Below are 12,015 nucleotides of genomic sequence, written 5' to 3'. Positions count from 1 at the left end.
TCAGACCCGTGCCGCATACAGCTCGACCAGCGCCTCCGACAAAGCAACAGGATCAACTTCGCCGATCGCCGTACGACGGAACGGGTGCCAGTGGTCCGACCACGCCTCGTCCACCCAGATCTCGGTGATCGCGTGCTCGCCGGTCGTCAGGTAGGCGGAGGCCGGCATGCCCGGCGACAGCTCGGCCAGCAGGGTCAGCCCGCCGGGCAACTTCCGGGCGAGCCTGTTGTGCACCCGGCTGTTGATGTGGAATCCGTCGCCGTGCCAGCGGTTGCGCATCAGAGCGAGAAGCCGCTCGGCGTTCAGCGTGCCGGACCCCGGCAGCCCGGTCGCCGCCCGCTGCTCCTCGGTGAGCGCCACCATCGCCCGGCCGAGCTGCGGAAACGGTGCCACGATCTCGTAGTCGGCGAAGATCTGCGCCCACCTGTCCAGATCCGCGCCCAGGTCGGCCGGGTGCACGATACCCAGCCGCGCGTCCGCGCTGACGTCGGCGGAGTCGTCGTGCAGGTCGGCGAAACTGCCGTCCTCAGCGATCCGCAGTGCCCGGACCAGGCGCCGGCCGTCGAACTCACCCCACAACAGCCGCCGTGCGATCGGGCCCAGGACCGGATGTGGCAGCAGTACGCCCGGCAGGTCCCGTGCCGGCCGCAGCCGCCGGTGGACCATGTCCCGTTCCAGCCGCCCGGCCTGCGCCACGGCGGTCGCCCGCAGATCCTTCTTGAACTGCAGAAACTGCTGGTATGCCGCGGGCTTGACATCCTTCACGCCCGGTTTCGGCGGGCGGGCCAGCATCCGCCCGTCGGCGTTCACCACATGGGCGACCAGATGCTCGTCGGCGTGCACCCGGAACGACCGCGACCCGTAGTCGACCCTCACCCCGGTCTCCAGACCGTGCGTGATCGCCAGCCGGTCCGCGAGCCCCGTCACCGACAGCCCACGCGCCGCCGCGGCCTGCGTCAGGTAGACGGTGGCCCGCTCGTTGGTCGGCCCGCCCGACATGTTCGCCTCGATCGCCAGCAGATGCCGCAGCGCCACCTCCGACCCGACCGTGGCCAGCACGGCGAAGCCGTCGACCGCGCGGGCATGCCGGCTCTTCGCCGGCCACGACCGCACCAGCGGCGCCAGGACATCCATCGTGGCGTCGTCGCCCAGGTGCGCCTGCGCGAGCAGCACCCAGGACTCCGCGGGTGCCATCCCGGCGGTCACCCACTGGTCCAGCATCGCCCGCCCGAACCCGGCCAGACTCGCCCGGTCGGCACTTGCGATCAGCTCGGCCAGCTCCTTCTCCGGCGCGCGCACCGCCGGCTGGGCCGCCGCCGACGACTCCACCACCAGCGGCACCGGCCGGTCCGCGTCACCCGGAGCCGGCTCCGGCGGGTCATCCAGACTCGACCTGGTCAGCGCGGTGACCAGCCGGGCGACGTGATCCTCCGGCATGATCCCGCCCGTGACCGTCCGGATCTCCGGCAGCTGCTCCAGGACCATCCGGTTCTTACCGGCCGGGAGCAGGGCTTGTTCTCCGCTTCTGGTCATGATCGGACCGTGACCGGCCGCCGACAGGAACCGCAGGGCCGCCTCCGCGTTCTGCCGCGCCCGGCCCGGCTTGCCCGCCGCCACCGGAACCAGCGCCCGAACCGCACACTCCGGATGCCGGTCCAGCCACAGCCGCGCCCACAGTCGCGCCGAACCCAGATGCCGCAGCCAGCCCGCGACCAGCGCCGCCACCTCCGGCCCCCGAAACGGCAACACCAGCAGACCCAGCCGGTCCGGGTTCTCCGCCGCCTCGGCCAGCACGTACGCCGTCGCGTCCAGTTCGAACCGGGCCGCCGCCACCCGGCCCAGATCGGCTCGCTGGTGATGCCGGAGATACGCCGACTTGCCCAGCAGAGCCCGCGCCACCGTCTCCGGCCCCTTCGCGAACAGCCACGGCACCTGCTCCGGCGCCAGGTCCGAGAGGTTGACCGCACCGCGCACCGCGGTGACCCAGTCGTCGCGTTCGAGTCCGTGCTCCAGCGCCGCAGCCCGCGACCACCACAGTTCCCGCTCGCCGTCGCGCCACGCCATCACGGTCGGCTCGGCACCGGCCGGCTCCTCGACCACGACCGGTCCTTGCCGCCTGCCCACGCCACGCCTCCACACTTCGGGTCCGCAGACCGTACCGTGCGCCCATCAGCCCCGGCACCGCCGACCAAGGCCGTGAACATCAGCCAGACTCCGCCGGGTGGTTCATGCGGTTCGGCCGGGACGGGTGCTCGCGGTGGGGTGGGGAAGGGGACCGATAGGGTTCGTGGGCATGAGTGCTGGGGCGGCGTTCGCCGGGACCAAACAGATCAGCCTGACCACCTATCGCAAGGACGGCACGGCCATCTCGACGCCGGTCTGGCATGTCGTCGAGGGGGACACCGTGACCGTCATCTCCGAAGCGGACGCGTGGAAGGTTCGGCGGATCCGCAACAATCCGCAGGTTGCCGTCACCGTCTGCGACATCCGGGGCAAGGTCCCGGACGGGGCGACGGCGGTTCCCGGCACGGCCCGGATCCTCGATGAGCAGGAGAGCCGGGCGGCCCGGGACCTCATCGCCCGCCGTTACCTGACGTCCCGGGTGGGGAACTGGTTCGCCACGGTGTTCCGGGTCAAACGTAAGCCGATCGTCGGCATCGTCATCACGCTCTGAGCCCTCCGCGGGGTCAGCGGCGGGCCGGTTTCACCCGGGCGCGGAACTCGGCGAGGGTGAGCACGGCCGCGTTGACCTCCTCGGACGGGAAGATCGCGATGTCGGCGTCGTCCTCGTCGAGTTGGGGGAACCACTCTTTCAGGAAGACGTCGACGCTGATCCGGATGGCGTGTTCGCCGTCCACGTCGCCTTCGTTCTCGAGGCGGGCGACGGTGGCGTACGGCCAGATCGGGAGCAGGTTGCGCCGGCGGCCGTCCTCGGTGAACAGGATGTCGCCCTCGTCGCCCCACACCCACAGGGCGCCTTTGTCGGCGATCGCCTCGAAGGTCCGGGCGACCCGGGCCTCGCCGTCGAGCTTGAGCAGCTGCTCCGCCTCACGGCGCGAGATGTCATCCGATGCCACGATATCTCCGTTTTCCGGTTCCGGTGTTCCGCGGCGATGTTATCGGGCATCGCACGCGGAACACCGGGCGGCCGGTCAGCTCAGGCGCCGGCGGTCCCCCAACTGGTCGTCCAGGGGCAGGTCGACGGCGTTCGAGGCCAGGGCCGGAGTCACCCCGGCCCAGCGGCGCAGCAACGCGGTGGCCGCGGCGTTGTCGGCGGGGGTCAGCCGGGCGATGTTCGCGCCGTGGTTGGCGCCGGGGGCCACGAACAGGGCCGAGTCACGCTTGCTGGGGGTGAATCGCTCGGCGCCCCACGGATCGTTCTCGCCGTAGATGAACAACATTCGAGACGATTGGGTACGCACCCAGAGGTCCACGTCGATCATCGGCAACGGGTTGTGCGGCCGGCGCAGTTCCTTCGGCAGGGACGCGTTCGCGGTGTACAGGCCGGGGTACGCGCGCAGCTTGCGCAGGTGCTCGAACTTCAGGCTCGGCCAGCCCAGCTGGGAGGCCGCCTGGTAGTAGTACGGCCAGTAGTACTCCAGGGACTGGTCGGTGTAGAAGCTCCACCCGGCCACCGAGTCGATCCAGTCGTACAACTCGTCGTCCGTCGCTGTTGACTTCGGCACGCCGGCGCAGTCGGCCAGCAGGCTGTACTGCCAGAACGCCCACACCGTGTCCAGGACCGTCATCTCGAACGAGCGGTCCGCGGTGCCGATCGTCCGGGAGAACGTCCAGCCGTTCTCGGCCGCGGCGGCCTCCACCCGGGGAACCAGCCGGTCGCGCCGGAGCAGGGCCTGCCGCTGGACCTCGTCGAGATCGGCCCGGCACTGCGGGGTGCCGACGGTGGCGAAGAACCGGTCGTACGCCCGATCCTCGGGGTTGATCTTGTCGTCGGGAGCCACGTAGGCGACCACGCCGTCGACGTCGTCCGGGTAGAACCGCCGGTGGTAGACCGACGTCATGCCGCCCTTGCTGCCGCCGGTCTGGATCCAGCGGGTCGGGTAGAGGCTCTTGACCGCGCTGACGATCCGGTGCTCGTCGGTGGCCTCCTGCCAGATGTTCAGGTCGGACCAGTCGGCGGGCGCGGGCCGGGACGGGGTGAAGAAGCGGTGCTCGACCGACACCTGGTTGGCACCGAGCAGCGCGGTCGGCTCGGTCTGCGTCGGGCGCGGGCTGGCGGCCAGGCCGTAACCGTTGGTGGACAGCACCATCGGCTGGGTCTGCGACCGGTGCAACAGGGTGACCCGCTGCTCGAAGGTGCCCTGACCGGGGTGGCGGTGGTCGGCGGGCTGCCGGAAGGTGAGCACGAAGAACCGGTAGCCGGTGCCCTGGGTCTCCGAGACGACGGTCAGGCCGGGTACGCCGGTCAGCTGGTCCAGCAGCGGATCGTCGGCGGCGCGGGCGGCGGTGGCGGGGGAGAGGGCCATCAGGAGGGCGCCGGCAGCGGCCGCGATGCGAAGTCTCACGCCCCGCACCATATCGACGATCAGCGATCACCGCGAGAGGCGGCCGCCGTACGGCGGCCGCCTCTCGCGGAGTCCGGTTGGGTCAGAGGTAGCTGTAACCCAGCACGGCGATGTCCCGGACCGCCGACGGGGTGCGGCCCGCGCCGAACGGCTGCATCGCCTCGGTGTTGTCGATGACGCCCGAGGTGGTTCCGGTCCGCGGCTGGTAGGTGTCGACGCCGCGGTTCTGCTGCCAGAGCCACCACAGGCGGTCGATGTTGCAGTGGTGCAGCCAGAACACCGGGTCGTTGGGGGCCTCCCGGGTGCCCATGTGCCCGCCGACGTAGTTGTGCACCCGGTTGTGCAACTCGATCTCGTTGCGGTTTCGGTAGCTGTTGGAGACCCCGCCGTTCCACGGCGACTGGTCGTACACGGTGAAGTTCTGCACGTTGTTGACGTTGCCCGCGGTGGGGCGGCTGGCGCCCTGCCCGAGACGGCGCTGCAGGAAGTTGGTGTTGATGCTGCTCCGGTACATCGGCCAGCCCCAGTTCGGGCTGAAGTTGCCGGAATTGACGCTGCCGTTGGTGATCGCGCCGCAGAAGTCGGCGGTGAACGGCGAGGCCGACAACGTCCAGTCCCAGTAGGGCAGGAACATGTTCGAGTCGCCGGTGACCGTCTGCAGGTCAAGTTCCAGCAGTCGCAGGTACTCGCGGTGCCACGGGAAGAAGGACGGCGACTGATGCGCGTGACTGATGTTGTCGCCGGTACGGGCGAAGTACGTGATGTGCTGGTCGATGTACCAGTTGTAGTTACGCCCGTTCACGGACGTGGTCTTGAGCTGCCGGAGAGCGTTGGCGAACGCGGTCCTCTCCGGGCTCGTCATCGCGGCGATGCTCTTACGGACGGCCATGGATAAGGTGCCTTTCACAGTCGTTGACAGACGGACTCAGTGCGTGTGCTCCTGCGCGGCCCCGCTGCTGAGTTCGAGATCCCCCAGAACGTCGACGACCTTCTTGACCAGTTTCCGGAGACAGTTCGGGTCCAGTTCGAGTTCGACCGGGTCATAGTGATTGATCGCGCTGATCAAACCGATTCCCACGTACGGCCGCCGGCCGTCGGTGGGGAAGAACATGGTGGGGATGGCGGTGAGCGCGAGCGCCCGGTCGTTGATGTACAGCTCGTTCTGCCCGGCGATCCCGAGTGTGGTGGTGAGAGCGCCACCCAGACTGGTCACACTGCCGAGGGTGGACAGGGCACCCATGTTGTACCGGCCCTGAATCCGTTTACCCTTGTAGAACTCGTCGAAGTCCCGTGGCTCGCCCTTGCGGGGGACCCCCCTGGCGTATGGAGCGGCCGGCTTGTTGGACTTGGTAGCCGGGGTGTCCGGGCTGGCCAGGGCTTGCGCTCCGACCAGCGCGGTCGCAGCGGTGGTGGCTCCGGCAGCGCCGTAGCGCAGAACGTCGCGACGTTTCACATCAGCCATTGAAATCCTTCTCTGCGCGGCGAATTTGTCATGTTCTGACCCATGTAAGCAGACTGGTGGCGAGCCGCATAATCGTGTCCACCAGCCGTAGGAAAGAAAGCGTTAAGTGTCGCCTAAAGGATTAACGATGTGATGAACTGAAGGATATTCCTGGCATCTTGAATCCGGCGGGTGCCGTGTTGCGGAACGTTTCCCGGGGTGATGTCGGGATACTGTGGTGACGCACTTCGGCGATGCGTCGATGGCGCTATCCGGGAATACTCTTTCGAACGTCGATGAATGGCGTGTTGGGTGATGATTTCAATGAAGATCTTCAGGAAACAGGAACCGCGGCGTTCTGGTGGCACCGCCAAGCGGACGGTTGTCGTCCTGGCCGCCGCGGCCGGTGCGCTGGCCGCCGCAGGTACGGCGCTGGCGGCGGCTCCGGCCGTCGACATGGCCAAGAAGCCCGGGTTCTACGAGACCTACCGTGGGCACCACATCATGGGCTGGGGTACCGGCGAGTCTGCCTGTGCCTACATCGACGGCAAGCGGCTGGTGCTCTACCCGGCGCCGGACGGCAAGTACACCAGCGCCATCCAGGGCTTCAAGCCCGAGACCAGCGTCCGCAACATCACCAAGGCGTCGGTCAAGGCACTCGGCAACCTGGGACTGTCCGCCAGTGCGGAGCCGAGCGCGACCTGCCCCGACCTCACGGCCCCGGCCCCGAAGCCGACCGCCACCGCTACTCCGAAGCCGACCGCCACCGCGACCCCGGCCGCCACCACCGCCACCCCCAAGCCCACCAAGAGCTGACACCACCGCGTGCCGGGGCCGGGTGCACTCCGCACCCGGCCCCGGCACGCTGCACGTGACACGAATCCGGGAGTTCCACGGCCCATCGATCCTCATAGGATTTTGCTACACCAGCAAGAACCGGGGGGCTCCTATGTTCGAACTCAACCGTCGGAAGCTGGCCGCGATCGGAATCGCGGCCGCTGCCACCACCCTCTTCGCCTCTCCGGCACAGGCCGCCACCGCGGCCAAGGCCGAGGTCCTGGGGACGAACAAGACCATCGTCCAGTTCACCGCGGCTGCCGGCCAGGTGAACTCACTGGTCATCACGGTCTCCGGCCGTACGTTCACCCTGGACGACAAGGTCGCGATCAAAGCCGGCAAGGGCTGCAAGCCGGTCGCCGGCGACAAGACGAAGGTCAAGTGCACCACCGCGCGGAAGGCGACCGAAATCAGCGTCGCGCTCGGCGACAAGAACGACAAGCTCACCGACAAGACCGGGGTGTACCTGGTGGCCTCGGGCGGCGCCGGTAACGACGTCCTGCGCGGCGGCTCGGGCACGGACAGAATGTTCGGCGGCACCGGCAACGACGATCTCTACGGCGGCGCCGGAGCGGACACGCTCGACGGCGAGGCCGGCGCCGACTTCGTCAACGGTGAGGCCGGCAACGACTGGCTCCAGGGCGACATCGGCGACGACACCGTCTTCGGCGGCTCCGGCAACGACCGGATCTACGGTCACGACGGCATCGACAACCTGCAGGGCGGTTCCGGTAACGACACCATCCGCGCCGGCCTCGGCAACGACGACGTGCAGGGCGGCCCCGGCAAGGACAAGGTCTACGGCGAGGCAGGCAATGACTTCCTGATCGGCGGCTGGCTCGACGGCGACGAGACGGACGGTGCCGACACCATGTACGGCGGCCCGGGCAACGACTACCTGGGCGGCGGCCAGGGCAACGACACCCTGTACGGCAACGCCGGCAACGACACCTTGTACGGCGGCTTCGGCAAGGACAAGCTGGTCGGCGGTGCCGGCACGGACACCCTCACCCAGTAAGACCTGACGCGGTCCATGTCCCCCACCCGTTCCCGGGTGGGGGACATACTGGTATACCCGGCCCGTACCAGCGGAAATGATCGTGGTCCGGTCCGTTCCGGAGGACGTGACCGAACTGGTGATGGCCAGCGACGGCTATCCCGTCATCGGCCGGACGCTCGCGGAGAGCGAGTCGGTGTTGGCCGACCTGCTCGAACGAGACCCCTGGTGCGTACGCGAACTCGCCGGAACCAAGGGTGTCCTCGCCGGCCAGACCAGTTTCGACGACCGCGCCTACCTGCGACTGCGGATCTAGAGACGGTCTCATCCGCAGCTGTCGATGGGTGGCGGCTGGTGCTGAGATGCGCCCGGCGTGGAAGGTCGGTGCAAACCCGCCACGCCGGACGCGGAGTGTTCAGCTCGGGGAGGACTCTGTCGGGGGAGTGCGACGGTCTGCGGGCGGTCCCGTGACAGTCGTGCGACAGTTCCCGATCTCGCCGGACTGTCACGTGTCTGTCACATGCTTGCGGAGTCACAGTCAAATCGGTCGGCGAAGCTCATGGTGACAGTGAGGAGCGGGCGGATGACTGCTGTTTCGGCCGGGACGGGCGCGGGCGTACAACTGATTTGTGACGGGTGCGGTACCAGCACGACGTCCGGTGGCTGCGGGATGCACGACACCGAGGTCGTCTATGTGGCGATGGAGTCCAGCGGCTGGAGTGGGACGGCGTTCGCCCGCGGGCCGCACCACTGCCCCACCTGCGCGGCGGACCTGGTCACCCGGCCCGCCGCCCGGCAGCGGCACACCGGCACCGACCGGGTCGTGGTGCGCCTCGAAGCGACCGCCGCCGTCGTGACCGTCAGCGGCGACGTCGACCTCGACGTGGCCGTCGAACTGTGGTCCGTGCTGGAAGCGGCCGCGTCCGCCCGGCTCACCGTCGTCGTCGACCTCACTTCGGCCGGAACCGTCGACTCGATCGGGGTCGGCGCCCTGGTCCGGGGGCGGAACACGGTGCAACGGCGGCGCGGGGAACTGGTGCTCGCCGGGGCGTCACCGTTCCTGCGGGCGGTGCTGCGGACCATGCGGCTGGCCACCGCGTTCCCGATGTTCCGGACCGTCGAGCACGCCCTGACCGTCACCCGCGGCAGACGGATCCTGTCGAGCGGGACCGCATGCTGATCGCGGTGTGCCGGAGGCCCGGCGCCGCCGACCCGGCCGGGTGCACACCCCGCTTCCGGATGTGGCTCGCCTGGCGGGTGTTCTCCGCCCGCACCCACGACCGGCACAGCCGGTGCCGCCGGTTACGACCCCGCGGCCGGCGGCCGCGCCGCTAACCCATGGCCAGCGGGTCCGGCGGGAACAGATCGTGGCCGTCCCACGGGTCCACGGGCACCGGGTGATCCGGTTCCGGCGTCATGATCCTGGTCCTGGCGAGCTTTTCCTGGGCCGGTCTTTCCGAGGGAGCCGGTTTTTCCGGCGGGGCCGGGGCCATCTCGATCATGGTTTTGGCCAGTTCCGCTTTGGTGCGCGCGGCCACCGGCGCTTGGACAGGTCTGGTCTGCGCGGGTTCAGGCATCTGCATCGGTCTGGTCTGCGCAGGTTCTGGTGCTTTCGGCGCCGGCGGGGCTGGTGGGGACGTCCTCTGCGCGGCGTTCAGCACGTAGCCGCCGCCGGTGAACGCGATCAGTGCGGTCCGGTCCGGGTCGAGGATGCGGCGCAGCGCACCGATGTAGCGCAGCACGATGTCCTCACCGTTCTCCGGCGGGTCACCACCCCACAGCGCCCCGGCGATCTCGGTGACGGACACCGGCCGCCCGGCCCGGGCCAGCAGAAGCCCGAGGACCGCCTGCTGATTGCGCGGCCCGACATCGATCGGTTCGTCGCCCCGATACGCGTGAACCGGCCCGAGAGCGTCGAACCGCAGCGCATCGTCGACCATCCCGAACTCCCTCGGCCAGCGGCTCGTCCCGAGGCCATTGTGCCGCAGAGCGGTAGTCAGACGGCGGTGGAGAGGGGACGGCGGGGCTCTTCGGCGGTGTACATCGCCTTGTCAGCCGCGGCGAGCAGCACGATCGGGTTCATGCCGTAGCCGCCCGCGATGTCGTGGAGCCCGGTGAGCGCCCATTGCCGCGGCCCCGCGGACAGCCGGGCGGTGTCGGATATCCGCCCCCCACGGCAGCGGCATCACCGCGATCCCGAACACCACCGCCAGCGCTGCGATGAGCAACACGTCACGGATGCCGGCGCCGGGCGGGGCGGGCAGCAAGGTCATCAGAGCGCCGTACCCACCGCCGGTGGTCGGCAGAGCGGCCGTGGATCTTAGAACGCTGTGGCGAGCGGCGGAAAATGTTAGGAATCCTGCTCATTTTCCGGGTGCGCGCGGCCGTTGCGGGTCCGGTACGCTCGCCGCCCATGTACCGCGTTTCGTCTACAGAGGATCGGCACCCGTGACCCTGCCGTTGCGCCCGACCGATCCAGTCCGGCTGGGTACCTACGAACTGATCGGCCGCTTGGGCGAAGGCGGAATGGGAAGTGTCTTCCTGGGCCGGATGCCGGACGGTCGACAGGTCGCGGTCAAGGTCATCCGCCCGGAGTACGCCGATCAGGCCGAGTTCCGGGCCCGGTTCCGCAGTGAGGTCGAGAGCGCCCGCCGGGTGCCGTCGTTCAGCACCGCCGCTGTCATCGACGCGGACCCGGACCACTCGCCGCCGTATTTGGTGGTCGAGTACGTGGACGGCCCCAGCCTGACCCGGGTGGTCGCCGACCGCGGGCCGCTGTCCGGCGGTGATCTGCACAGTGTGGCGATCGGGACAGCCACCGCTCTCACCGCGATCCACGGCGCCGGTGTGATCCACCGTGATCTCAAGCCGTCCAACGTGCTGTTCGCGCTCGGCTCCCCGAAGGTGATCGACTTCGGGATCGCGCGGGCGTTCGAGGCGACCACCGACCACACCCGGTCGGGTCAGGTCGTCGGCACCGTCTCGTACATGGCCCCGGAACGCTTCGAGATGAAGAGCGAGGCCGTCGGCCCGGCCGCTGACGTTTCGCCTGGGGTGCCGTCGTCACGTACGCCGCGACCGGCCGCACGCCGTTCCACGCCGACACGCCCACCGGAGTCGTCGCCGGGATCCTGACCAGGGAACCGGACCTCAGCGGGGTGCCGGAATCGCTGCGCGACATCGTGGCCCGGTCGCTGGCCAAGAACCCGGCGGACCGCCCGACCGCCACCGCACTGCTCGACATGCTGATCCGGCCGGGCGCCCCGGTCGCCGCGCCGATCGTTCCCGCGGCCCTGGCTGTTCCGGCTGGTCCATCGGCCCCGGCCGACGTGCCGGAGGTCTCGGCACCCGAGCGTCCGCGCCGTGGCCGGATCCTCACCGCGGCACTGGCGGGTGCGACGGCTGTGCTGATCGGTGCGGCGGCGACGGCCTGGGCGCTGACCGGTAAGCCCGAGACCGTGGCGGCCGAGACCCTGCCGCAGTCGATGAACTCCAGTGCCGCGGCGCCCGTCGCGCAGTCGTCCCGCAAACCCGCGCCCAGTGCCGCTGCCGCCGGTGCCAGCCGTCGTCCGAGCACCGGTTCCGGAGGTGCCAAACCCTCCGAGCAGACCCCGGCGCCTTCGGGTACGCCGGAGAGCAGCACCGCCGCGAAAGCCTCCGGACAGACCGGCCTGCCCCTGGCCAGGGTGGCCGACGGCGCGGCCGTGCAGTCCCAGCCGTACTTCGTGCGGAACCTGGCCGTCGGTCACTGCTTCGACCTGGAGTGGTACGACAAGGGCCGGCCCGACCTGCCGGTGAACCAGTTCGCGTGCCGTCCCACCGAGCCCGACAACCAGGAGTGGCGCTTCGTGCCCCGCTTCGACGCGGACGGCTACCACCTCTACTGGATCCAGAACATCGACGACGACCTGTGCCTGGACCCGCTCGGCGTGGGCTCCGTCGAATCCGGCTCCAAGCTGACTGAGATGGTCTGCTACGAAGAGGACAACCAGGAGTTCCGGCTCGAACCCAAGGGCACTTCGGGCGGCCTGCGGTACTTCTGGTTGCGCAACGTCGCGTCGGGGCTGTGCATCGCCGTGGCCTCGGAGACCGAGGGCGACCAACTGATCCTCGACTCGTGTGAGGCGGGCGACGACCGCCGCTGGGCACTGTTGACGAAGACCGACTTCTGACCGGCCGGGCCGGGTTGCGCTCGGGGCCGTTGCGAGGTTAGG

Annotated in this window: 13 protein-coding genes; 7 read left to right on the top strand and 6 right to left on the bottom strand. The window is 69.4% G+C overall.

Annotation, left to right across the window (positions count from 1 at the left end; translation table 11 throughout):
- A complete protein-coding gene (locus BLU81_RS14265; protein ID WP_092545013.1) occupies nucleotides 1-2,100 on the bottom strand; it encodes a DUF4132 domain-containing protein in 2,100 nt (699 codons plus the stop codon).
- A gap of 193 nt (nucleotides 2,101-2,293) precedes the next feature.
- Between BLU81_RS14265 and BLU81_RS14260 the strand changes: the two genes are divergently transcribed.
- Nucleotides 2,294-2,674, top strand: a complete 381-nt coding sequence (locus BLU81_RS14260; protein ID WP_092545012.1) for a PPOX class F420-dependent oxidoreductase — start codon at nucleotides 2,294-2,296, stop codon at nucleotides 2,672-2,674.
- A gap of 13 nt (nucleotides 2,675-2,687) precedes the next feature.
- On the opposite strand, the gene BLU81_RS14255 is transcribed toward BLU81_RS14260, so the two are convergent.
- From BLU81_RS14255 to BLU81_RS14240, 4 genes are all read right to left on the bottom strand, one after another.
- On the bottom strand, nucleotides 2,688-3,077 hold the full coding sequence (locus tag BLU81_RS14255) for a DUF2750 domain-containing protein (RefSeq protein WP_157751566.1): 390 nt from the start codon (nucleotides 3,075-3,077) through the stop codon (nucleotides 2,688-2,690).
- A 75-nt stretch (nucleotides 3,078-3,152) separates the two neighbouring features.
- Nucleotides 3,153-4,526 carry a S28 family serine protease gene (locus BLU81_RS14250; protein WP_231954518.1) on the bottom strand — a complete coding sequence of 458 codons (1,374 nt, stop codon included), beginning with the start codon at nucleotides 4,524-4,526 and terminating at the stop codon, nucleotides 3,153-3,155.
- Between the two features lie 82 nt (nucleotides 4,527-4,608).
- Nucleotides 4,609-5,415: a tyrosinase family protein gene (locus BLU81_RS14245; protein WP_092545009.1), complete on the bottom strand. Its 807-nt coding sequence runs from the start codon at nucleotides 5,413-5,415 to the stop codon at nucleotides 4,609-4,611.
- A 36-nt stretch (nucleotides 5,416-5,451) separates the two neighbouring features.
- Nucleotides 5,452-5,988: a tyrosinase family oxidase copper chaperone gene (locus BLU81_RS14240; RefSeq protein WP_092545008.1), complete on the bottom strand. Its 537-nt coding sequence runs from the start codon at nucleotides 5,986-5,988 to the stop codon at nucleotides 5,452-5,454.
- A gap of 303 nt (nucleotides 5,989-6,291) precedes the next feature.
- Here BLU81_RS14240 and BLU81_RS14235 point away from each other — a divergent pair, with 303 nt between their 5' ends.
- The 4 genes from BLU81_RS14235 (at nucleotide 6,292) to BLU81_RS14220 (ending at nucleotide 8,981) form a co-directional block, all read left to right on the top strand.
- Nucleotides 6,292-6,783, top strand: coding sequence for a tyrosinase family oxidase copper chaperone (locus BLU81_RS14235; RefSeq protein WP_092545007.1), 492 nt, complete (start codon nucleotides 6,292-6,294; stop codon nucleotides 6,781-6,783).
- Nucleotides 6,784-6,916: 133 nt separating this feature from the next.
- On the top strand, nucleotides 6,917-7,822 hold the full coding sequence (locus tag BLU81_RS14230; protein WP_092545006.1) for a calcium-binding protein: 906 nt from the start codon (nucleotides 6,917-6,919) through the stop codon (nucleotides 7,820-7,822).
- Nucleotides 7,823-7,904: 82 nt separating this feature from the next.
- Nucleotides 7,905-8,117, top strand: coding sequence for a hypothetical protein (locus BLU81_RS14225; RefSeq protein WP_231954516.1), 213 nt, complete (start codon nucleotides 7,905-7,907; stop codon nucleotides 8,115-8,117).
- A 267-nt stretch (nucleotides 8,118-8,384) separates the two neighbouring features.
- The gene (locus BLU81_RS14220; RefSeq protein WP_157751564.1) at nucleotides 8,385-8,981 is read left to right on the top strand and encodes an STAS domain-containing protein; all 597 of its coding nucleotides are present in this window, start codon (nucleotides 8,385-8,387) and stop codon (nucleotides 8,979-8,981) included.
- Nucleotides 8,982-9,132: 151 nt separating this feature from the next.
- On the opposite strand, the gene BLU81_RS14215 is transcribed toward BLU81_RS14220, so the two are convergent.
- Nucleotides 9,133-9,741: an AfsR/SARP family transcriptional regulator gene (locus tag BLU81_RS14215; protein ID WP_092545002.1), complete on the bottom strand. Its 609-nt coding sequence runs from the start codon at nucleotides 9,739-9,741 to the stop codon at nucleotides 9,133-9,135.
- A gap of 508 nt (nucleotides 9,742-10,249) precedes the next feature.
- Between BLU81_RS14215 and BLU81_RS14210 the strand changes: the two genes are divergently transcribed.
- Together BLU81_RS14210 and BLU81_RS50635 are read left to right on the top strand one after the other, a co-directional pair.
- A complete protein-coding gene (locus BLU81_RS14210; protein ID WP_307833773.1) occupies nucleotides 10,250-10,936 on the top strand; it encodes a serine/threonine-protein kinase in 687 nt (228 codons plus the stop codon).
- A gap of 23 nt (nucleotides 10,937-10,959) precedes the next feature.
- A complete protein-coding gene (locus tag BLU81_RS50635) occupies nucleotides 10,960-11,973 on the top strand; it encodes an RICIN domain-containing protein (RefSeq protein ID WP_307833772.1) in 1,014 nt (337 codons plus the stop codon).
- Nucleotides 11,974-12,015: the final 42 nt, after the last annotated feature.

Origin of the sequence: Actinoplanes derwentensis (assembly GCF_900104725.1) — a bacterium.
Taxonomy (GTDB): domain Bacteria; phylum Actinomycetota; class Actinomycetes; order Mycobacteriales; family Micromonosporaceae; genus Actinoplanes; species Actinoplanes derwentensis.
The sequence above is the reverse complement of the archived record's forward strand: the minus strand, read 5'-3'. Positions and strand labels throughout refer to the sequence as shown.

What these genes read in the sequence shown, in the direction of transcription:
- BLU81_RS14260 (WP_092545012.1), top strand. Translation starts at nt 2,294, where the DNA reads ATGAGTGCTGGGGCGGCGTTCGCCGGGACCAAACAGATCAGCCTGACC.
- BLU81_RS14245 (WP_092545009.1), bottom strand. Translation starts at nt 5,415, where the DNA reads ATGGCCGTCCGTAAGAGCATCGCCGCGATGACGAGCCCGGAGAGGACC.
- BLU81_RS14240 (WP_092545008.1), bottom strand. Translation starts at nt 5,988, where the DNA reads ATGGCTGATGTGAAACGTCGCGACGTTCTGCGCTACGGCGCTGCCGGA.
- BLU81_RS14235 (WP_092545007.1), top strand. Translation starts at nt 6,292, where the DNA reads ATGAAGATCTTCAGGAAACAGGAACCGCGGCGTTCTGGTGGCACCGCC.
- BLU81_RS14230 (WP_092545006.1), top strand. Translation starts at nt 6,917, where the DNA reads ATGTTCGAACTCAACCGTCGGAAGCTGGCCGCGATCGGAATCGCGGCC.
- BLU81_RS14220 (WP_157751564.1), top strand. Translation starts at nt 8,385, where the DNA reads ATGACTGCTGTTTCGGCCGGGACGGGCGCGGGCGTACAACTGATTTGT.
- BLU81_RS14215 (WP_092545002.1), bottom strand. Translation starts at nt 9,741, where the DNA reads ATGGTCGACGATGCGCTGCGGTTCGACGCTCTCGGGCCGGTTCACGCG.